Source organism: Telluria sp. RB2R28, assembly GCF_059685835.1.
In genome coordinates this window covers 65,628-86,508 of sequence record NZ_JCASIK010000009.1, presented here as the reverse complement: position 1 = coordinate 86,508, position 20,881 = coordinate 65,628, and the positions used below count along the sequence as shown (strand labels likewise).

Here is a 20,881-nt window from a genome sequence, read left to right as displayed (position 1 = left end):
GCCACGCAAATTTAATATTTGAACAATCACTGTAAAGACGTGATAGATTTGCTGGCGCGGCAGTCCAACGAATGGAGGGATCCATGAGAATCGGTATTCCGGCCGAAACCCGGCCGGGCGAGACCCGTGTTGCGGCCACCCCCGAGACCGTGAAGAAGCTGGCCACGCGCCACACGATCGTGGTGCAGGCGGGCGCTGGCCTGCATGCAGCGGCGCCAGACGCGGCTTTTGAGGCCGCCGGCGCCGTCATCGTCGATGCCCCTGGCGCGTTCGGCGCCGATCTGGTGCTCAAGGTGCGCAGTCCCGCCGCGCACGAACTGGCCATGATGCGCCGCGACGCTGTGCTGGTCGGGATGCTCGATCCCTTCGATGGTGAGAATCTCGCTGCGCTGGCCACGGCCGGCATCACTGCCTTTGCCCTGGAAGCCGCGCCGCGCATCACGCGCGCTCAATCGCTCGATGTGCTGTCCTCGCAGGCGAACATCGCCGGCTACAAGGCCATCCTGCTGGCCGCAAATACCTACGGCCGCTTCATGCCGATGCTGATGACGGCGGCCGGCACGGTCAAGGCGGCGCGCGTATTGATCATGGGCGTCGGGGTGGCCGGCCTGCAGGCGATCGCCACCGCCAAGCGGCTGGGCGCCGTGATCGAAGCGTCCGACGTGCGTCCGCCAGTGAAAGAGCAGGTGGAGTCGCTGGGCGCGAAATTCATCGACGTGCCGTATGAAACCGACGAAGAGCGCGAGATCGCGGCCGGCAGCGGCGGCTATGCGCGCGCAATGCCGGCCGACTGGATGCGGCGCCAGGCGCAGCTCGTGCACGAACGCGCGAAGCTGGCCGACATCATCATTACCACGGCCCTGATTCCGGGCCGGCGCGCGCCCGTGCTGATCGGCGAAGACACCGTGCGCGCGATGAAGCCGGGGTCCGTGATCGTCGACATGGCCGTGGCGCAGGGCGGCAACTGCGCCCTGAGCGAGATCGGCGCCACTGTCCTCAAGCACGGCGTGCACATCATCGGCGAGCCCGACCTGGCCACGCTGGTGCCGGCCGATGCCTCGGCCCTGTACGCGCGCAACGTGCTCGATTTTCTCAAGCTCGTGATCGACGCCGACGACCAGTTCCATATCGACCGCGACGACGAGATCGTGCGCGCGACCCTGATGTGCAGCGCCGGAGAGCTGCTGCGCAAGTAAGACGTTGGCAAATAAGACGTTGGCATCGTTGACAAGAACGGACAGGAGACACCATGGACATCAGCCACACCGTCATCAACCTGATCATCTTCGTGCTGGCGATCTACGTCGGCTACCACGTGGTCTGGACCGTCACCCCGGCGCTGCACACACCGTTGATGGCGGTCACCAACGCGATCTCGGCCATTGTCATCGTCGGCGCCATGCTGGCCGCCAGCCTGACCGAAGGCGCGACGGGGCGCGTGGCCGGCACGCTGGCCGTGGCTCTCGCGGCCGTGAACGTGTTCGGTGGCTTCCTGGTCACGCAGCGCATGCTGGAGATGTTCCGCAAGAAGGCGCCCAAGGCCGCATCGAAGCAGGAGGATGCGGCATGAACGCCATCAGCATGAACCTGGTTACGCTGTTCTATCTGGTCGCCTCGGTGTGCTTCATCCAGGCGCTCAAGGGCTTGTCGTCGCCATCGACGGCGCGCCTGGGCAATGCGTTCGGGATGGCCGGCATGGCGATCGCGGTGCTCACCACGGTCGCGCTGATGCTCAAGCTGCAGGAGCGGCTGCAGCAGGGCGGGGGGCTGGGATTCGGCCTGGTGCTGCTGGGCGTGGTCGTGGGCGGCGCCATCGGCGCGACCGCCGCGAAGAAGGTCGAGATGACCAAGATGCCGGAACTGGTCGCGGCGATGCACTCGCTGATCGGGCTGGCCGCCGTCTGCATCGCGATCGCGGCAGTGGCCGAGCCGTGGGCCTTCAACATCACGACGCGGGGCGAACCGCTGCCGTTCGGGAACCGGCTCGAGCTGTTCATCGGCACGTTCGTCGGCGCGGTGACGTTTTCGGGCTCGGTGATCGCGTTCGGCAAGCTGTCGGGCAAGTACAAGTTTCGTCTGTTCCAGGGCGCGCCGGTGCGCTTTGCGGGCCAGCACATCCTGAACCTGTTCGTCGCGATCGCGATTGTCGCGCTGGGGCTAGTGTTCTGCTTCGCTGACGGCCTTGAGCCTGCATGGGGCGCGTTCATCGTGATGGCGGCGCTGGCGTTCGTACTGGGCGTCTTGATCATCATCCCGATCGGCGGGGCCGACATGCCGGTGGTGGTCTCCATGCTCAACTCGTACTCGGGCTGGGCAGCGGCGGGGATCGGCTTCTCGCTGAACAACGCGATGCTGATCATCGCTGGCTCGCTGGTGGGCTCGAGCGGCGCGATCCTTTCGTACATCATGTGCAAGGCGATGAACCGCTCGTTCTTCAATGTACTGCTGGGCGGCTTTGGCGGCGAAGCGGTGGCCGACGCCGGCGGCGCGAAAGAGCAGCGGCCCGTCAAATCCGGCTCGGCCGAAGACGCCGCGTTCATCCTGCAGAATGCCGAGTCGGTGATCATCGTCCCCGGTTACGGCCTGGCCGTGGCGCGCGCGCAGCACACGGTCAAGGAACTGGTCGACAAGCTGACCGCCCATGGCGTGATGGTACGCTATGCGATCCACCCGGTGGCCGGGCGCATGCCGGGCCACATGAACGTGCTGCTGGCTGAAGCCGAGGTACCGTACGACCAGGTGGCCGAGATGGAAGACATCAACGGCGAATTCGGCCAAACCGACGTGGTCCTGGTCCTGGGCGCCAATGACGTGGTGAACCCGGCCGCAAAAGACCCGAAGTCGGCCATTGCCGGCATGCCGATCCTGGAAGCCTACCGGGCCAAAAGCATCATCGTCAACAAACGCTCGATGGCCTCCGGTTACGCCGGCCTGGATAACGATCTGTTCTACCAGCCCAACACGATGATGGTCTTTGGCGACGCCAAAAAAGTCATCGAAGCGATGGTCAAAGCCGTCGACTAAGCAATAGCCCAACAATTAGGGTCAGAGTCGAATTATTGGCTAATAGCTTTCAGGAACGCTCGCCACTGAGCCTCGCGGCTCGCTTGAGTGCGGCTCTAGACGACTGGTCTAATTTTGCTGTATAGTGGGCTCATGGCAAAAGCATTGACCTCTGAATCGTCTGGCGTTCGCGACACTATCCTCGACGTTGGGCAGCGCATCATGGCTGGCAAAGGGTTCTCGGCGGTAGGGCTGAACGAGATCCTGGTCTCGGCAGGCGTGCCGAAGGGATCGTTCTACCATTACTTCGGCTCGAAGGATGCCTTTGGCGAAGCGCTGCTGGCCAGGTATTTCGAGGCGTATCTGGCAGACATGGACATCACGCTGCGTGAGCCGTCAGCGACGATGGCCGTCAAATTGCTGACCTACTTCGGGCAATGGCGCACGAACCAGTCGTTTGACGATTGCCAGGGCAAGTGCCTGGCCGTCAAACTGGGCGCCGAAGTGGTCGATCTGTCCGAGCCGATGCGTTTGACGCTCAAGCAAGGTACCGCTGGCATCGTCGCCCGTTTGGCCGAGGCCATCGAAGGCGGCATTGCCGACGGTTCGCTGAAGGTGGAGGGTGAGGCAGGGCAGGTGGCGCAGAGCCTGTACCAGCTCTGGCTCGGCGCCAGCCTCATGGCCAAGATCGCGCGCGACGCGGTAGCATTCGATGCGGCTCTGGCGACCACGCGGCGCCTGTTGCAATTGCCCGAATAACACGCATATCGAACGCTTCACACGAAGCGTTTTTTTTGACACGTAATCTAGACGACTGGTCTATTAACATCAACAACAAGGAGCCACACCATGAACATCCTGATCGTACTCACCTCGCACGACACCCTGGGCAACACTGGCCGCAAGACCGGCTTCTGGCTCGAAGAGCTGGCCGCCCCGTATTACGCGCTGAAGGAAGCCGGCGCCAACATCGTGCTGGCTTCGCCTGCCGGCGGCCAGCCGCCGCTCGACCCGAAGAGTGATGATGAGTCGGCCCAGACCGATGACACCCGCCGCTTCAAGGCCGATGCCGCTGCGAACGCGCAACTGGCCGCGACCGTGCGTCTCGACAGCGTCTCGCAGGGTGACTTCGATGCCGTGTTCTACCCGGGCGGCCATGGCCCGCTGTGGGACCTGGCCGAAGACCGCAACTCGATCGCGCTGATCGAGTCGTTCATCGCTGCGAACAAGCCGGTGGCGCTGGTGTGCCACGCACCGGGCGTGCTGCGTCACGTGAAGAATACGGATGGCACGCCACTCGTGCAGGGCAAGCGCGTCACGGGCTTCACCAATACCGAAGAAGCCGCCGTTGAACTGACGGACATCGTGCCATTCCTGGTGGAAGACGAGCTCAAGGCAAAAGGCGGTAACTATTCGCGCACCGATGACTGGGGTTCGTACGTCGTCACCGATGGTTTGCTGATCACCGGCCAGAATCCGGGTTCGTCGGCAGCGACTGCCACCAAGCTGCTGGAAGCGCTGTCGCGGTCGCATTGAACCAGTTGACCGTAGGGTGGGCGGATTTTCCGCCCACGCGTTCGACAAACTGTGGCGCGCCACGACATCAAGTGGATTTGAACGCGTGGACGGCGCAGCCGTCCACCCTACGCTACTGATATGGCAGCCGCCAAAACATCGCCATTGGCAATGTATTGGCGGCCATTTAACAAAACGTTGTCAAACAATTCGACTCTGACCCTAATTGTTGGGTAATTGCTTGGGGTTAGCGGCGGCCGAACATCATCAGGTCGGCCAGCAGTGTGCGGGCGGGGCGGGTCAGGTCGAGGGCGGCCAGGCCCAGGCCGAGCAGCGGTTGCAGCGGGCCGGGGATCGTGAAGGCGCGGGCCATCGTGTCGGTCAGGCCGATGGTCGTGCGGCGGTCGCCTGCGCGGTCTTGTGTGAAGCGGGTGATCGCCTCTGTGTCCGTCCCGCGCGCCAATTCGCGTGCCAGCACCGCGGCGTCGCGCAGGCCCAGGTTCAGGCCCTGGCCGGCCACCGGGTGCAGCGTCTGCGCGGCATTGCCAATGGCGACCGTGCGCGCCGTGGCGCGTGCTTCGGCGTTCAGGCCGAGCGGGAACGCGCTGCGTGACGATACCTTCGTGAAGGCGCCCAGGCGGGCGCCGAACGCCTCGCCCAGCTGCGTCAGGAACCGCGTGTCGTCGAGCGCCAGGATCGCCTGTGCGCGCTCCGGGCGCATGCACCAGACCAGCGCGTACTGGTGGCCGTCGGCGCCCTCTTCGGGCAGCAGGGCCAGCGGGCCTTCGTCGGTGAAGCGTTCAAACGCGCGGTGCGCGATCGGCATCGATGTCGTCACGCGCGCGATGACGGCACTCTGTTCGTAATCGCGGCTGCGGGCGCGCTGGTCTTGCGCGCCGAACAGGCCGCCTTCGGCCTGCACCGCCACCTGTGCACGCACCGTGCTGCCATCGTCCAGGTGCAGCAGCACCGCATCCGGCTGTTCATCGAGCGACGTCACGCGCGCCGGGCGCAGCATTAATACGCCGGCCTGCTCGCCCACCTTTGCCAGCGCATCGACGACGGCGCCGTAGCGCGTGACGTAGCCCAGCGCCGGCACATCGTGGTCTTCGCGCTGCATCAGGCTGCGGCCCAGCTGGCCGCGGCGCGAGACGTGGATCTCGTGGATCGGCGTGGCGGCCAGCGGCCAGGCGCCCACTTCTTGCAGCAGTTGCGCGCTGCCCCACGACAGCGCGATCGAGCGCGGATCCGAAATCGCCTGGCCCAGCGACTTGCCGTCGATGAGCGCGATACGCGCACCGGCGATGCCGCGCCGGACCAGGAAGCCCGCCAGCGCCAGGCCCACCGGCCCTGCGCCGCAAATCGCCACATCGACGTCGTAAGTTTGGTTGGTCATCGTGCTGCCTTCATCCATGCTTCAATCTCCGCCACGTCTTTCGGTACGCCGTCCGTCAGGATGCGCGCACCCGTCCCGGTGACGACGATGTCGTCCTCGATCCGGATGCCGATATTCCAGTATTGTTCGGGCACGCCATCGGCCGGCCGCACATAGATGCCCGGCTCCACGGTCAGCGCCATGCCCGGCTGCAGCGCGCGCGATGGTTTGTCGGGCAGCGCCAGATCGCGGTACACGCCCACATCGTGCACGTCCATCCCGAGCCAGTGGCCGGTGCCGTGCATGTAGAACTGGGCGAATGCGCGCGTGTCGATCGCGTCGTCGACCGAGCCGACCTTGCGTTTGTCGAGCAGGCCCAGGTCGAGCATCCCTTCGGTCAGCACCCGCACCGCTGCCTCGTGGATGCCGCTGTACGGTTGCCCGGGCCGGACTGCCGCCAGCGCTGCGGCCTGGGCGCGCAGCACCAGTTCGTACAGCGTGCGCTGCGGGGCCGTGAAGCGGCCATTGGCCGGATAGGTGCGCGTGATGTCGCCCGCGTAGCCATCGACTTCGCAGCCGGCGTCGATCAGTACCAGCTCGCCATCGAGAATGCGGCGGTCATTGGCAATGTAGTGCAGCACGCAGGCATTCGGACCGGATGCGACGATGGACGAATACGCCGGCGCCTGCGCGCCGTTGCGGCGAAACTCGTGCAGCAGCTCGGCCTCGATTTCGTACTCGATCATCCCGGGCCGCGTGGCGCGCATCGCACGCGCATGCGCCGCGGCCGAGATGGCGCCGGCGCGCGCCATCAGCTCCGCTTCGTGCGCGTCCTTCAACAGCCGCATCTCGTCCAGCAGCACCAGCAGGTGATGCGTCGTTGCCGGCGCCGTCACGCCCGTGCGGCCCAGCGCGCGCACGCCCTTCAGCCAGCTGGCCACCTGCACATCGAGCGCTGCGCTGTGGCCCGGCGCGTAGTACAGCGCCGGTGCATTCGACAGGATGCCCACCATGCGGTGATCGAGTTCGTCGACCGGATACGCCTCGTCGAACCCGAACGCCGTGCGCGCCGCGTCGGGCCCGTAGCGAAAGCCATCCCAGATTTCATGGTCGGGGTCTTTCGCGCGGCAGAACAGGATTGCGCGGGCAGGGCGCGCATCGAGCGCCGCCACCAGCACGAGGCAGCTGTCAGGCTCGGCGAACCCGCTCAGGTAATAAAAATAGCTGTCGTGCCGGTAGGGATACGGGCTGTCGCCATTGCGCATGACTTCGGGCGCCGTGCCCAGCACCGCCACCGCGCCCGGCTGCATCTGCGCCAGCACGCGCGCGCGCCGGTTGGCATGCACGGCGCCGGCCGGCATCATGGCGCCGACTTGGCCGGCCGCAGCGGCGCGTTCAGTTCTTCCAGCTGGCCGACGGTGCCGACATTGACCCACTGGCCGTGATACACCTCGCCGCCGATGCGACCCTGCTCGATGTACTGGCGCATCAGGGGACCGAACTTGACGAATTCGCCCGCGCGGATGCCGTCGAACATCTCGGGCCGGTAGACGCCGATGCCGGCGAAATTGAATTTGGTCTCACCCTCGTTACGCAGCGTGTACATGTCGAGCGCGAAGTCGCCTTCCGGGTTGTGCCACGGGTTCGGCGTGAGCCACAGCCAGGCGATGTCGCGCTGGTCGACCCCATAGACCTGGCCCACCGCATCCTTGTCCTTGAGCGCATCGAGCGCTTCGGTGAAGTCGAAGTAGGGCGCATAGATGTCGCCCGACACCGCCAGGAACGGTTCGTCGCCCAGCAGGTGCAGCGCATTGGCCACGCCGCCGGCCGTCTCGAGCGGGCTCGGTTCGTGCGAGTAGACGATGCGCGCGCCGTAGCGGCTGCCGTCGCCCAGCTCGGCCTCGATCATGTGACCCAGGTGCGAGTGGTTGATGACGATGTCGACGATCCCGGCGCGCACCAGGTTCAGCACGTGCCAGGTGATCAGGGGCCGGCCGCGCACCTTGAGCAGGGGCTTCGGGCAGGTATCGGTCAGTGGCCGCATGCGCTCGCCGCGGCCGGCGGCAAAAATCATCGCTTTCATGATGGATGCCTTCAGAAGGTGTAGCCGAACTGTTGCGGCTTGTCGTCGACTGCGTCGAGCAGGCGCAGCAGCGGCTTGAGTTCGTTGTAGCGGTTGGCGGTCTTGCGCACGTAATCGAGCACCGTCGGCAGGTCGCCCATGTAGTGGGCCTTGTTGTCGCGGTAGTTCAGGCGGCAGAAGATGCCGAGGATTTTCAGGTGGCGCTGCAGGGCCATGTATTCGAAGTCGCGGTAGAACGCGTCGATGTCCGGATTGACCGGCAGGCCGACGCTTTTGGCGCTTTGCCAGTAGCGCACCACCCAGTCGAGCACCATGTCTTCGTCCCACTGGATGTAGGCGTCGCGCAGGAGCGAGGCCAGGTCGTACGTGACCGGGCCATACACGGCGTCCTGGAAGTCGATCACGCCCGGGTTGTGCTGGTCGAGGAACATCAGGTTGCGCGAATGGAAATCGCGGTGCATGAACACCTGCTGCTGCGCCAGCACGTTGGCGGCAATGGCTTCGAATACGCCATTGAGCTGCGCCTGCTGCTTGTCGTCGAGCGTCACGCCCAGGTGCTTGCCCAGGTACCACTCGGGGAAGATGCCCAGTTCGCGCATGACGAAGGCGCGGTCGAACTCGGGCAGCACGTCCGGCTGGCTGGCCATCTGGAACTTGAGCAGCGCGTCGACGGCGTCCGAATACATGAAGGCGGCATTGTCGATGGACAGGCGCGCCAGGTAGGTGGTGTTGCCCAGATCGGACAGCAGCAGGAAGCCCTGTTCGACGTTGCGCGCGGCAATCGCCGGCACGCTCACGCCGGCCTCGAGCAGCAAGCCCTGCACGTGGATGAAGGCCGGCACGTTCTCGCGCTCGGGCGGGGCATCCATCGCGACCAGCGTCGCGCCCAGCTTGTCTTGCATGTCGGCGACGACGTCGTAGCGGAAGTAGCGCCGGAAACTGGCGTCGACGGAGGCGCGGCGGCCGGACGCGACATCGACCAGGCCGGTCGTGGCCAGCCATTCGTTCAGTTGCGACAGCCGGGTATCTGGCACTGCGTCGGCGGAGGCGGAAAGGTTTTGAGACAAAGATGACATGAAGCGGCCTGATGAATCCGGTTGGTTGAACTAATTCCCCTATAATAAGGGATTCATCCCAAAAAAACCGCCCTTTATGGCGCACGTCGATTCTCCATGAGCTGCGATTTTCCATGAGCTGGTCCTCGGCCCAACCATTCCCACCACGACACGTGCTCGCACTGTATGCAATGGCTTCGGTCACTGCGATGCCTGCGTTCGCCCAGACGCCCGCCACCGTCAACGTCACCGCCCCTGCACCAACGGCCCAGGCCGAGGACGACCTTCCCGTTACCGTCAAGGCCGAGGATATCGCCGGCCGGCCCGACCGCCGGCTCGATCTCTCCCGTAACGTCGAGATCACGCGCGGCCAGACCGGCATGACCGCCGACACGGCCTGCTACCTGATCGTCGAAGACCAGGTCACGGCCACCGGCAATGTCGACATGTGGCGCTTTGGCGACCGCTACAAGGGTGACGAGCTGCAGCTGAACCTCGAAACAGGCAAGGGCTACCTGCTCAACCCGACGTATTTCATGGCATCGAACAATGCCCAGGGCCAGGCGAGCCGGATCGACTTTTTGGGTGAACAGCAGGCCGTCGTGCGCGACGGTACCTACAGCACCTGCGAAGGACCGGATCCCGACTGGTATCTGAAGTCGAGCACGCTGCGCCTGGACAAGGGCCGCGACGTCGGCACCGCCGGCAAGACCGTCATCTATTTCAAGGACGTGCCGATCCTGGGCACACCGGCAATGTCGTTCTCGCTGTCGGGCCAGCGCCGTTCGGGCTGGCTGCCGCCGACCGTGGGCTTCGGCTCGCAGGGCAAGGCTGAGGTGATGGTGCCGTACTACGTCAACATCGCACCGAATCGCGACCTGACGCTGTACCCGCGCATGATGTTCGACCGCGGTTTCCAGATGGGCGCGACCGGCCGTTACCTGGGCAGCACCTACAGCGGCGAAACCCACGTCGAAGTGCTGCCGGACGACCGCCAGACGGGCACCACACGCTGGCGCGCCGATTCGCTGCACAACGGCGCGATCAAACCGAACTGGTCCTACGGCTGGAACCTGCATGGCGCATCGGACGATGAATACCCGTCCGACTTTTCCCGCACCGTTGCGGCCAGCGCCGAGCGCCAGCTGCTGCGCGAACTGCGCACCGATTACTCGGGCCAGTACTGGAGCCTGTCCGCGCGCGCCCAGAATTACCAGGTGCTGCAGGATCCGGCGGCCGCCACCAATCAAAGCCTGACGGTGCCGCGGCCGTACGACCGCCTGCCGCAGATTAACTTCCGTTCGGCGCGCTACGACGTGGCGGGCTTCGACTGGGCGGTCGACGCCGAGGCGACCCGCTTCGCCCACCCCACCGAGGTGGGCGGCTCGCGCGCCGTGGTCCAGGGCCAGGTCAGCTATCCGATCGTACGGCCGGGCTGGTTCGTCACGCCCAAGCTGATGTACAACGCAGCCCAGTACGATCTCGACGACCACGCCATGCGCCCGGGCAAGCCGACCAAGCTGACGCGCTCGATTCCGACGGTGTCACTCGACAGCGGCATGGTGTTCGAACGCGATGCTTCGCTGTTCGGCAAGTCCACCACGCAGACGCTCGAGCCGCGCCTGTTCTATGTGTATACGCCGTACGAGAACCAGGACGATGTCCCGCTGTTTGACACGGGCCGCTCGGGCTTTAATTACGCCCAGCTGTTTTCCGAGAACCGCTACGTTGGCCTGGACCGCGTGTCCGACGCCAACCAGCTGACCGCGGCGCTGGTGTCGCGCTTCATCCAGGAAGACGGCGCCGAGCGCCTGCGCCTGGCCATCGGCCAGCGCCTGTACTTCGAAGAGCCGCGCGTGCGCATCGCGGGCGAAGCGGCGCAGCAAAGCCGGTACGACCTGCTGCTGGCCGCTGGCGGCACCATTTCCGAGTCCTGGACCTTCGATAGCGGCGTACAATACGATGCGGCCGGAAGCAGTCTGTACAGCTCGAACGTGAGCGTGCAGTGGCGTCCGGGGAAGATGAAGGCCGTCAATGCCGAGTATCGTTATCAGCGTGACAGCTTCCGCAACATCGACCTGTCGGCGCAGTATCCGATCTCGCGGCGCTGGTATGGCGTCGGGCGTGTCAGCTACGCGCTGCGCTCATATGGCGTGGGGCAGGCGGTCAATCCGTCCACCGGCAGCAAGCTGATCGAGAGCCTGATCGGTCTCGAATACCAGGCCGATTGCTGGGTGTTCCGGATGGGCGCGCAGCGTTTCGTGACCGCAGCCCAGACGACCTCGACGCCGATCTTCTTCCAGCTCGAGCTCAATGGCTTGTCGCGCCTGGGCCTGGGCAACCCGCTCGAGTCGTTCAACAAGAGCGTCCCGGGCTATACGCGACTGAATGCCGGCATTGGGCGCCCCTAAGTCAAATTTCAGACTCGGTGTCCATACTTCGTCGTCCAACCTGACGTGAACAATCCTCAAATGAGTGCTTTCCAGATGATGCGTACTACCCGTTTGCAGTCTCTCCAGTTGGCAGCCGCGCTGCTGTGCGCGATGAGCGCCGGCCAGGTCCTGGCCCAGGCCGCAGCGCCGGCCGCCGGTACGCCGGCCGCTACGACGCCAGCCGCCACGCCGGCCGCCAGCTCGGGCTTCCTGCCGCCTGCCTCGGCCAACGCCAAGGTGGTCGACTCGATCCAGGTCGTCGTCAACGATGAAGTCATCACGCGCAACGAAGTGGCTGGCCGCATGGTCCAGGTGACGGCAAACATGAAGGCGCGTAACGCCCAGATGCCCGACACCGCCACGATGGAACGCCAGGTGCTTGAGGCGATGATCGTCGAGCGCGCCCAGTTGCAGCTGGCCAAGGAGATGGGCGTCAAGGTCGACGACCGCACGCTGGACGCCACCATTGGCCGCATCGCCGAGAACCAGAAGCTGTCGGTGCAGGACATGCGCAACCAGATGGAAAAAGAAGGCATGCCCTTCTCGCGGTTCCGCGAAGACATCCGCAACGAAATCATGATGCAGCGCCTGCGCGAGCACGAAGTCGACAGCAAGGTGCAAGTCTCGGAAGCCGAGATTGATACCTATATGGCCGCCGCCAAGGCCGCCGCCGCCGACCGTATCGAAGTCAACATCGCCCAGATCCTGGTGCGGGTGCCCGAGAACGCGTCGCCCGAGCAGATCGCTGCCCGCGCCGCGCGCGCCGAAGAAGTGATGCGCCAGCTGCGCACCGGCGCCGACTTCGCGCGCATGGCGTCCACTTATTCCGACGCACCGGACGCGCTCAAGGGCGGCGACATCGGCTGGCGCGATGCCGACCGCCTGCCACCGAATTTCTCGACCGAGCTGCGCAAGCTGGAAGCGGGCCAGGTCACGCCGATCCTCAAGACCAACGTCGGCTTCCACATCCTGAAACTGGCCGGCAAGCGTTCGCTGGCCAGCGAGACCGACAAGGCCGTCGTCGAGCAGACCCGCGCACGCCACATCCTGCTCAAGGTCACCCCGACCATGACCGAGGGCGAGGTCAAGCGCAAGCTGCTTGAAATCAAGGAAAAAATGGCCAACAACGCCGGCACCTTCGAAGATCTGGCGCGCCAGTACTCGCAGGATGGTTCGGCCAGCAAGGGCGGCGATCTGGGCTGGCTGTATCCGGGCGACACCGTGCCGGAATTCGAGACCGCGATGAACGCCCTCAAGCCGGGTGACACGTCCGACATCGTGCAGTCGCCGTTCGGCTTCCACCTGATCCAGGTCGTCGAGCGCAAGAGCGAAGACGTGACGCAGCAGAAAGAGCGCAACGTGGCGCGCCAGGTCCTGCGCGACCGCAAGATGCAGGAAGCGATGGAAGACTGGATGCGCCAAGTGCGCGACCGTGCCTACGTCGAATTCCGCGAGGAGCAGTAAGCAATGGTCGCGCCGCAGGCGCCTGTGCGCCCGTTGGCGCACCAGCGGCCCACGTTAGCGATCACGGTCGGCGAGCCAGCAGGCATCGGCCCCGAAATCGCGATCCGCGCTGCCTGGGCAATGCGCGATGAGGCCAACTGCGTGCTGGTGGGCGACGCCGCCTTCCTGGCGCTCACGGCCAGCCTGATCGATCCTGCCATCCGCCTGGCTGCCCTGTCGACCCAGGCGCTGCGCAACGGCGGCCTGCCGCACTTCGGCGCCGCGCGGCTGGCAGCCATCGACGTGCCGCTCGACGCCCATGTGGTGCCGGGCCGGCTCGATCCCGAGAACGGGCGCGCCGTGCTGGCCACGCTCGACCTGGCCATCGAAGGCTGCGAGCGCGGCTGGTTCGACGGCATCGTCACCGCGCCACTGCAGAAAAGCACGATCAACGATGCCGGTGTCGCGTTCTCCGGCCACACCGAATACCTGGCCGAGAAGACCGGCACCCCGAAAGTGGTGATGATGCTGGCCGGCGCGCCGGGCGGGGATCAACCGTACCTGCGTGTCGCGCTCGCCACGACTCATCTGCCGCTGAAGGATGTCCCGGGCGCACTCACGCGCGAAAACCTGACCCAGGTACTCGATATCCTGCACGCCGATCTGATCACCAAGTTCGGCATCGCTGCGCCTGTCATCCTGGTCACCGGCCTGAACCCGCATGCGGGCGAGAACGGTTACCTGGGGCGCGAGGAAATCGACGTCATCACGCCAGTGCTCGAGGCAGCGCGTGCGCGTGGCATCGACGCGCGCGGCCCGTATCCGGCCGACACGCTGTTCCAGCCGAAGTACCTGAAAGACGCCGATTGCGTGCTGGCGATGTACCACGACCAGGGTTTGCCGGTGCTCAAGCACGCGACCTTCGGGCGCGGCATCAATGTCACGCTCGGCCTGCCGTTGATCCGCACCTCGGTCGACCATGGCACCGCGCTCGACCTGGCCGCGCAGGGTCTCGGTTTGGCCGATTGCGGCAGCATGATCGAAGCAATCGGCGCCGCCATGCACATGGTGCTGGCGCAACGCGCGGCCGGCACTAAATAAACAAGAAAGCATTCATGAAACACGTAGCACGCAAGCGCTTCGGCCAGAACTTCCTGACCGACAAGCAAGTCCTTTCCGACATCATCGACGCCATCGCACCACGCAAGGGCGAGACCATGGTCGAAATCGGACCGGGCCTGGCCGCGATGACGGCGCTGCTGCTCAAGCAGCTCGACCACATGCACGTCGTCGAGCTCGACCGCGACCTGGTCACGCGCCTGGAAAAAGCCTATCCACGCGAGCGCCTGACCGTACATTCGGGCGATGCCCTGAAGTTCGACTTCGGCGCAATTCCGGTGGGCGAGGGACAGAAGCTGCGCGTGGTGGGCAATTTGCCATACAACATTTCTAGCCCGCTGCTGTTTCACCTGGCGGACTTCGCGCACCTGATCGAAGACCAGCATTTCATGCTGCAGAAGGAAGTGGTCGAGCGCATGGTGGCCGAGCCGGGCAGCAAGACCTACGGTCGCCTGTCGGTGATGCTGCAATGGCGCTACGACATGTCGCTGATGTTCATCGTGCCGCCCACCGCATTCGATCCGCCGCCGCAGGTCGAATCGGCCATTGTGCGCATGGTGCCGGTCAAGCAGCAACTGCCGTGCGACGCCAAGCGCCTCGAAGCGGTGGTCGCCAAGGCCTTCTCGCAGCGGCGCAAAGTGATTCGCAATTGCGTGGCGGGGATGTTCACCGAGGCGCAGCTGGTGGAAGCGGGCATCGATCCGAGCGTGCGCCCGGAAGCGGTCAGCCTGGCGCAGTATGTGGCGCTGGCCAATCTGCCGAGCCAGGCCTAGTTGCCGCGGCCATCCGGCCCGTATGTCACCCGATCAAAGCGCCTTCAGAGGCGCTTTTTTTATCAGCCGTAGGGTGGGCGGGTTTCCCGCCCACGCGTTCAAACCAATTTCGCAACGGGTAATGCCATATTACGTTGAACGCTTGGACGGCATAGCCGTCCACCCTACGATTGCAAGCCGGTCGCAGTTTTCATCATGAAGCAGCTGGCAACGGGCAAAAAAAAGGCCCGCTACAAGAGCGGGCCGAAATCCAATTCTTTTCTGAGGAGAGTTGGAGGAGACAGAATCAGTATGCTGCGTTACAGCATATAAGTCCAATTTTCCTTTCGCATACTCGACATAAGAATTGCGTATAACTCTCCAGGACTAGGCCGCGACGCAGGTCACGTTGACGTTGGTCACCGCGGCGTCACCCATGGTGCCGGTCGGGTTCACGACGGTGCAGACCTGGCCAGCTGGCTGCTTGCTGACCGTGACGCCGTAGGTCGTACCGAATGGCACCAAAGGCAGCGCGTAGGTAATCGGCGTCGTGGCAGGTGGCGTTGCCGGCGTTGCAGCCGTGTAAGTGCCACCCGTACTGCCGTTGGCCAGCACCAGGCCGGCACCGGTCAGGCCGGTGATCGTGCCGCCGACGGTGTATTCGTTGATCTTGCATGCGATCGCGATGTCGATCGTCACGAGGCGGCCTGCCGTGTCGGCGTTGTTGGCGTAAATGCCGCCTTCCGGAACGCCCGGCTCGCAGTTCTGGTGGTCCGGGTGCTTATCGACCTGAACATTATAGGTGTCACCGTATTCCAGCTTGTCCGGGAAGGCAAAGCGCACCGCTGCGCCTGCCGTGGCTGGCGGTGCGACCTTCAGGGGCACGCCGGCATTGGTCAGGACCAGGCCATCATAGACAATGCCGGTCACCGAACCGGCAACAGTGAATTCGGCTTTGTCGCTGCCGCCACAGGCGGCCAGGCTTGCAGCCAGCGCCAGCGCAAGCGCCGGGCGGATCAGGGAAGACTTCATGCGTTTGACTCCAGAAAAAATTAAGGTGCGCACGTGACGGTCACGTTGTTCACATCGGCCGGGCCCATGGTGCCGACACCATTGGCGATCGTGCAGCTCTGGCCGGCAGGGTTCGTGAGGATCGAGACACCATACGGCGCGTCTTGTGCCACGCGGGCCATGGCGAATGTGGTCGCGCCGGCCGGCACGGTAACGCGGTCCGAGCCGTTGACCAGGACCAGTTCATTCTTGAGGTTGCTGACGGTGCCGGTCAGGGCCTGGGTCTTGAAACTGCAGGCGATCTGGATGGTCGTCACGTCAAAGCCGGCGCGGCCCGTGTTCTGAAACAGCTCGCACTTGTCGACGTTCGTTGGCGTGCTCTTGACCCGCACGTCATATTTGTCATCCGACGAAATCAGGGTCGGGAAGAAGAACGTGGTCACGCCCGTACCGTTCGCTGGCACCGGGACCTCATAGTCGGAGCCGCCGTTATTCGTCAGGACCATGCCCGGCTTGGTCACGCCGGAAATCTGGCCGCCCAGCAGCAGTTGGCCATCGTCACCACCGCAAGCAGTCAGCAGGACCGCGCATGCCAGCGCTGCGCTTGCGCGCAGGTAGGAACTCTTCATATATTCTCCAAATAATCTAGCGGGAAAGCGCAGGCTGCGCGGTTGGAATCAAAAAATCGCTCAACATTTTAGTTCATTTATTAGGCAACCGGTCCATTTGCGTCCCATTTGCATGTGTATCAGGTTGTAAGCACAATGTCATATAAGCAACGCGCAAGCCGTGCGGTTTGCTTTTGGCCGTATGCATCGCTATGCTGGCGTAGCGTTTTTTCATGCCTGTTCCCTGGAAGCCGATGACCCGCCATCCCTGGCCCAAAGCCGTACTGTTTGACCTCGACGATACCCTGTGGCCGATCGTGCCCGTGATCCGGGCTGCCGAAACCATGTTGTATACATGGCTGCAGCAGCATGCGCCGCGCGTGGCCGAGCGGTTCACGATCGACAGCCTGCGTCAGGCGCGCCTGGAATTGCTGGCCCGCGAGCCCCAGTATGGGATCGACCTGAGCGCACTGCGCCACGCTGGCCTGATCGCCGCGTTCGAGCAGGTGGGCGAAGACGTCGCCAGGGTGGACGAGGCCATGGTCGTCTTTGTCGCTGCGCGCAATGCCGTGACGCTATATGACGATGTGGCGCCAGGCCTCGCGCGCCTCCGGCAGCGCGCGCTGCTGGGCTCAGTCACGAACGGCGTGGCCGACCTGGCCACGATCGGCCTGGCCGACCAGTTCCAGGCATCCGTGGCGGCGCGCGACTTTGGCGCCGCCAAGCCGGATCCGGGGATTTTCCTGGCCGGCTGCGCTGCGCTGGGTGTGCTGCCGGCCGACACCCTGTATGTGGGCGACGACCTGCTGCTCGATGTCCTGGGCGCCCAGCAGGCAGGCTTGCGCGCTGCCTGGATGAACCGCAGCGGCAAGATCAACGAGCTGGCTGATCAGGTGCGGCCGGATGTCGAGGTGGACAGCATCGATGCGCTGCTCGACTGGCTGGATGCTGCGCATGAGCCGGCACAGGAGCCACCGCACGAGTTGCCACACGGATCTGCGCGGATGCGCGTATAACACTGGGACGGACCGCAGGCCTTGCGCTGCCGTACCGCGCCCCAATTTGATTCTCATCCCAGCACCACAGAAAAAGACGCTTCCCGGAACCATGCAACTCGATCACCGTGCCCAAACCCTGCTCAAAGCGCTTGTCGAACGCTATATCGCCGACGGCCAGCCGGTCGGCTCGCGCGCGCTGTCCAAGCTGTCGGGCCTGGAATTGTCGCCTGCGACGATCCGCAACATCATGGCCGACCTCGAAGACATGGGGTTCGTCGCCAGCCCTCACACCTCGGCCGGCCGGATCCCGACCCCGCGCGGCTACCGCGTGTTTGTCGATACCCTGTTGACCGTCAAGCAGCTCGATGAAACGACAGTCGGCGCCGAGCGCATGCGCCTGCCGCTGCAGCATCCGCAAAAGCTGATCGCCAATGCGGCCCAGATGCTCTCGTCGCTGTCGCAGTTTGCCGGTGTGGTGCAAAGCCCGCGCCGTGAATCGGTGTTCCAGCAGATCGAATTCTTGCGCCTGTCCGAAAAGCGCATTCTGCTGGTGATCGTCGATCCCCGTGGCGATGTGCAGAACCGCTTGCTCCTGACCGATGTCGACTACACGCCGACGCAATTGTCGCAATCGGCCAATTACCTGAACCAGAATTTTGCCGGCCAGTCGTTCGACGGCGTGCGCCAGCGCCTGAGCGGCGAGCTGCGGCAACTGAGCGACGACATGGGACGCCTGATGCATGCGGCAGTCGAGGCCGGCAGCGAGGCGATGGCCGAGAGCGACGACGTGGTCATTTCCGGCGAGCGCAACCTGCTGTCGGTGACCGACCTGTCGTCGAATATGAGTTCGCTGCGCCAGATGTTCGAGATGTTCGAGCAAAAGACCGGCCTGATGCAATTGCTCGACATGTCGAGCAAGGCCGGCGGCGTGCAGATATTCATCGGCGGCGAATCGAACCTGGTGCCGATGGACGAGATGAGCGTGGTCACCGCGCCATACGCCGTCGATGGTCGCATCGTCGGCACGCTGGGCGTCATCGGCCCCACGCGGATGGCGTACGAGCGGGTGATTCCCATCGTCGACATCACCGCCAAACTGCTGTCGAACGCACTGAGCCAGCCTTAACAGTTTTTTACGCTTACCAGACGCAAAAAGGGCGCACGGGAAATCCGGTGCGCCCTTTTGCTGTGCAGCCTTGCCGACTGCGAATAACTTAGCTTGCCTTGCGGGCCGCCTGGCATTGCGGGCAGCTGCCGTAGATCGCCAGCGCATGGTCGACGATCGTGTAGCCGTGGGTTCCGGCAATCATTTTCTGGCGTTGCTCGATTTCGTCGTCGTAGAATTCTTCGACCCGGCCGCAGGTGACGCAGACGAGGTGGTCGTGGTGCGAGCCGGCGTTGAGCTCGTAGATGGCCTTGCCGGTTTCGAAGTGGTTGCGGTTGAGCAGGCCGGCCTGCTCGAATTGCGTCAGGACGCGGTAGACGGTAGCCAGGCCGACGTCCATGTTTTCAGCCAACAGGATCTTGTAGACATCTTCGGCAGTCAGGTGACGCACGGCGCTGTTCTGGAAGATTTCCAGGATTTTCAGGCGCGGGAGCGTGGCCTTCAGGCCGCTTGCCTTCAGGTCGGTCGGATTGTTACTCATGTTTGTTACTCGCATATTGGCGGAGTGCTTTATGATATAGCGTTTTGAAAGCTCCCGCTCGATTTGAGGTTACCTATGCGCGTCAAACAAGCCGTATCCCATCGATTTTCCGCCAAGGCGGTGCTGGCGGCAGGTCTCGTCTGCACGCTGACGCTGTCCGGCTGCGCATCCTGGCGCAACCAGACCCGTCCGGCGCCACCGGTGGCAACGGACTCGGCGGCCACCGCAGCCGACGCCGACAAATCGGCCGCCATCGCCAATGCCGGCGCGCAGACCGTGCAGGCTTCGCGCCTGCAAAAGTTCCTGTGGGTCTTCTCGCCTTATCGCCCGGACATCCAGCAAGGCAACTTCGTATCGCAAGAAATGCTGAACCAGCTGAAGGTTGGCCAGACGCGCGACCAGGTGCGCTTCCTGCTCGGTTCGCCTCTGCTGCTCGATGCATTCCATGCCAACCGCTGGGATTATCCGTTCTACCTGGCCCGCGGCAATGGCGAACTGACCACCAGCCGCGTCACCGTGTTCTTCAAGGATGACGTGGTCGAGCGCTTCGAAGGCGGCAACCTGCCAAGCGAGCGCGATTACATCGACCGTATCGCCGGCCCTGCCAAGGTGCCGGAAAAGAAAGCAAAACCGGAAAGCCGTCCGGTCGCACCGATCACGGTGACCGCCCCGGCAACCCAGCAGTAAGGATTGACATGACGATGTTGAATATTGCCGTAGCCGGCGCCAGCGGCCGCATGGGCCGCATGCTGATCGAAGCCATCCAGTACGCACCCGACGCCCGCCTGGCTGGCGCCCTCGACATGCCCGGTTCGCCGTTCATCGGCCACGATGCCGGCGCCTTCGGCGGCTTCCTCACCGGCGTGATGATCGAAGACAGCATCAAGCACGGCCTGCACAACGCCGACGTGCTGATCGACTTCACCCGCCCCGAAGGCACGCTGGCGCACCTCGCGTATTGCGCCGCCAACGGCAAGCAGATGGTGATCGGCACCACTGGTTTCGATGACGCTGGCAAGGCAGAGATCGCCGCCGCTGCCCAGAAGATCGGGCTCGTGGTCGCGCCAAACATGAGCGTGGGCGTGAACGTCACGCTCAAGCTGCTCGAAATGGCAGCCAAGAGTTTTGCCGAAGGCTACGACATCGAAATCGTCGAAGCGCACCACCGGCACAAGGTCGATGCACCGTCGGGCACCGCGCTCAAGATGGGCGAAGTGATTGCCGACGCCATCGGCCGCGACCTCAAGGAATGCGCCGTGTACGGCCGCGAAGGCGTCACCGGCGAGCGTGACCCGTCGACGATCGGCTTTGCCACCGTGCGCGGTGGCGACGTCGTGGGCGACCACACCGTCATGTTCCTGGGCACGGGCGAGCGCATCGAGATCAGCCACAAATCCAGCAGCCGCGTGACCTACGCACACGGCGCGCTGCGCGCCGCGCGCTTCCTGGCAGACAAATCCCACGGCCTGTACGACATGCAGGACGTGCTGGGCTTGAGCGCCTGATATGGCCGTTGCAGAACTGAACGGCGCTGCGATCGTCGACGAGGCGTCGTTTCATGCGCAAAGCCGGGCCGCGTTCGGTTTCCCGGCGTCGTATGCGAACAGCATCGACGCCTGGGTGGATTGCCTGAGCTACCTGCGTGACGACGAAAACATGACCAGCTTCCAGCTGGCGCCGGACGAAGTGCTCGAGATCGTCGTCCGCGACGCCGCGGCCATGAAGGCGGCCGCGCCGGATCTGTTCGAGGAGCTGGCCTTTTGTATCGGCGGCATCAATGAGCGGTATGAAGATTATGGCGAAACGCCGGCATTGAAACTCGTGCTGCGCTGAATTACCCG

The 20,881-nt window shown here is 64.2% G+C and carries 22 protein-coding genes; 14 read left to right on the top strand and 8 right to left on the bottom strand.

The features are described from left to right. Nucleotides 1-83 precede the first annotated feature (83 nt). The 5 genes from AC56LV_RS23405 to AC56LV_RS23385 all read left to right on the top strand — a co-directional run bounded on the left by AC56LV_RS23405 (nt 84) and on the right by AC56LV_RS23385 (nt 4,539). Nucleotides 84-1,196 (top strand): Re/Si-specific NAD(P)(+) transhydrogenase subunit alpha, encoded by a 1,113-nt coding sequence (locus AC56LV_RS23405; protein ID WP_499561232.1) that lies wholly within the window; start codon nt 84-86, stop codon nt 1,194-1,196. A gap of 53 nt (nt 1,197-1,249) precedes the next feature. Next, a complete protein-coding gene (locus AC56LV_RS23400; protein WP_499561230.1) occupies nt 1,250-1,570 on the top strand; it encodes an NAD(P) transhydrogenase subunit alpha part 2 in 321 nt (106 codons plus the stop codon). After that, nucleotides 1,567-3,024 (top strand): NAD(P)(+) transhydrogenase (Re/Si-specific) subunit beta, encoded by a 1,458-nt coding sequence (locus tag AC56LV_RS23395; protein WP_499561228.1) that lies wholly within the window; start codon nt 1,567-1,569, stop codon nt 3,022-3,024. Before AC56LV_RS23400 ends, AC56LV_RS23395 begins: the two co-directional genes overlap by 4 nt. A gap of 132 nt (nt 3,025-3,156) precedes the next feature. Continuing rightward, complete coding sequence (locus AC56LV_RS23390) at nt 3,157-3,762, top strand: TetR/AcrR family transcriptional regulator (RefSeq protein WP_499561226.1); 606 nt, start codon at nt 3,157-3,159, stop codon at nt 3,760-3,762. A 90-nt stretch (nt 3,763-3,852) separates the two neighbouring features. Next, the gene (locus tag AC56LV_RS23385) at nt 3,853-4,539 is read left to right on the top strand and encodes a type 1 glutamine amidotransferase domain-containing protein (RefSeq protein WP_499561224.1); all 687 of its coding nucleotides are present in this window, start codon (nt 3,853-3,855) and stop codon (nt 4,537-4,539) included. 226 nt (nt 4,540-4,765) lie between these two features. On the opposite strand, the gene AC56LV_RS23380 is transcribed toward AC56LV_RS23385, so the two are convergent. From AC56LV_RS23380 to AC56LV_RS23365, 4 genes are read right to left on the bottom strand one after another with little or no spacing between them, the layout of a single operon-like run. Continuing rightward, complete coding sequence (locus tag AC56LV_RS23380) at nt 4,766-5,914, bottom strand: FAD-dependent monooxygenase (RefSeq protein WP_499561222.1); 1,149 nt, start codon at nt 5,912-5,914, stop codon at nt 4,766-4,768. Then, nucleotides 5,911-7,257: a Xaa-Pro aminopeptidase gene (gene pepP, locus AC56LV_RS23375; RefSeq protein ID WP_499561220.1), complete on the bottom strand. Its 1,347-nt coding sequence runs from the start codon at nt 7,255-7,257 to the stop codon at nt 5,911-5,913. Before pepP ends, AC56LV_RS23380 begins: the two co-directional genes overlap by 4 nt. Further along, nucleotides 7,254-7,976, bottom strand: a complete 723-nt coding sequence (gene murU / locus AC56LV_RS23370) for an N-acetylmuramate alpha-1-phosphate uridylyltransferase MurU (RefSeq protein WP_499561218.1) — start codon at nt 7,974-7,976, stop codon at nt 7,254-7,256. Before murU ends, pepP begins: the two co-directional genes overlap by 4 nt. Before the next feature lie 11 nt (nt 7,977-7,987). Beyond that, entirely contained in the window at nt 7,988-9,052 is a 1,065-nt protein-coding gene (locus AC56LV_RS23365; RefSeq protein WP_499561216.1) for an aminoglycoside phosphotransferase family protein, read from the bottom strand. A gap of 170 nt (nt 9,053-9,222) precedes the next feature. Here AC56LV_RS23365 and AC56LV_RS23360 point away from each other — a divergent pair, with 170 nt between their 5' ends. The 4 genes from AC56LV_RS23360 to rsmA are packed head-to-tail and all read left to right on the top strand — an operon-like array spanning nt 9,223 to nt 14,798. Next, nucleotides 9,223-11,442, top strand: a complete 2,220-nt coding sequence (locus AC56LV_RS23360) for an LPS-assembly protein LptD (RefSeq protein ID WP_499561214.1) — start codon at nt 9,223-9,225, stop codon at nt 11,440-11,442. A 60-nt stretch (nt 11,443-11,502) separates the two neighbouring features. Next, nucleotides 11,503-12,927: a peptidylprolyl isomerase gene (locus AC56LV_RS23355; protein WP_499561212.1), complete on the top strand. Its 1,425-nt coding sequence runs from the start codon at nt 11,503-11,505 to the stop codon at nt 12,925-12,927. Nucleotides 12,928-12,930: 3 nt separating this feature from the next. Next, a complete protein-coding gene (gene pdxA, locus AC56LV_RS23350) occupies nt 12,931-14,007 on the top strand; it encodes a 4-hydroxythreonine-4-phosphate dehydrogenase PdxA (RefSeq protein ID WP_499561210.1) in 1,077 nt (358 codons plus the stop codon). Between the two features lie 14 nt (nt 14,008-14,021). Beyond that, complete coding sequence (gene rsmA, locus AC56LV_RS23345) at nt 14,022-14,798, top strand: 16S rRNA (adenine(1518)-N(6)/adenine(1519)-N(6))-dimethyltransferase RsmA (RefSeq protein ID WP_499561208.1); 777 nt, start codon at nt 14,022-14,024, stop codon at nt 14,796-14,798. Nucleotides 14,799-15,164: 366 nt separating this feature from the next. Here rsmA and AC56LV_RS23340 read toward each other — a convergent pair whose 3' ends face one another. From AC56LV_RS23340 to AC56LV_RS23330, 3 genes are all read right to left on the bottom strand, one after another. Next, on the bottom strand, nt 15,165-15,809 hold the full coding sequence (locus AC56LV_RS23340) for a hypothetical protein (RefSeq protein ID WP_499561206.1): 645 nt from the start codon (nt 15,807-15,809) through the stop codon (nt 15,165-15,167). Between the two features lie 20 nt (nt 15,810-15,829). Continuing rightward, nucleotides 15,830-16,417, bottom strand: a complete 588-nt coding sequence (locus AC56LV_RS23335) for a hypothetical protein (RefSeq protein WP_499561204.1) — start codon at nt 16,415-16,417, stop codon at nt 15,830-15,832. Between the two features lie 73 nt (nt 16,418-16,490). Then, nucleotides 16,491-16,631 (bottom strand): hypothetical protein, encoded by a 141-nt coding sequence (locus AC56LV_RS23330; RefSeq protein ID WP_258835903.1) that lies wholly within the window; start codon nt 16,629-16,631, stop codon nt 16,491-16,493. Nucleotides 16,632-16,650: 19 nt separating this feature from the next. Here AC56LV_RS23330 and AC56LV_RS23325 point away from each other — a divergent pair, with 19 nt between their 5' ends. Further along, nucleotides 16,651-17,412, top strand: a complete 762-nt coding sequence (locus tag AC56LV_RS23325; protein WP_499561202.1) for an HAD family hydrolase — start codon at nt 16,651-16,653, stop codon at nt 17,410-17,412. Between the two features lie 91 nt (nt 17,413-17,503). Then, complete coding sequence (gene hrcA / locus AC56LV_RS23320; protein WP_183556043.1) at nt 17,504-18,520, top strand: heat-inducible transcriptional repressor HrcA; 1,017 nt, start codon at nt 17,504-17,506, stop codon at nt 18,518-18,520. 88 nt (nt 18,521-18,608) lie between these two features. Here the strand turns inward: hrcA and fur are convergent, their stop codons facing one another. After that, nucleotides 18,609-19,040 (bottom strand): ferric iron uptake transcriptional regulator, encoded by a 432-nt coding sequence (gene fur / locus AC56LV_RS23315; RefSeq protein WP_499561200.1) that lies wholly within the window; start codon nt 19,038-19,040, stop codon nt 18,609-18,611. Between the two features lie 75 nt (nt 19,041-19,115). Here fur and AC56LV_RS23310 point away from each other — a divergent pair, with 75 nt between their 5' ends. Genes AC56LV_RS23310 through AC56LV_RS23300 form a run of 3 tightly spaced genes read left to right on the top strand, consistent with a single transcriptional unit; the run spans nt 19,116 to nt 20,873 of the window. Further along, the gene (locus AC56LV_RS23310) at nt 19,116-19,727 is read left to right on the top strand and encodes an outer membrane protein assembly factor BamE (protein WP_499561198.1); all 612 of its coding nucleotides are present in this window, start codon (nt 19,116-19,118) and stop codon (nt 19,725-19,727) included. 8 nt (nt 19,728-19,735) lie between these two features. Beyond that, the gene (dapB, locus tag AC56LV_RS23305; RefSeq protein WP_499561196.1) at nt 19,736-20,545 is read left to right on the top strand and encodes a 4-hydroxy-tetrahydrodipicolinate reductase; all 810 of its coding nucleotides are present in this window, start codon (nt 19,736-19,738) and stop codon (nt 20,543-20,545) included. A gap of 1 nt (nt 20,546) precedes the next feature. Then, the gene (locus AC56LV_RS23300) at nt 20,547-20,873 is read left to right on the top strand and encodes a barstar family protein (protein WP_499561194.1); all 327 of its coding nucleotides are present in this window, start codon (nt 20,547-20,549) and stop codon (nt 20,871-20,873) included. The last annotated feature ends 8 nt before the right edge of the window (nt 20,874-20,881 follow it).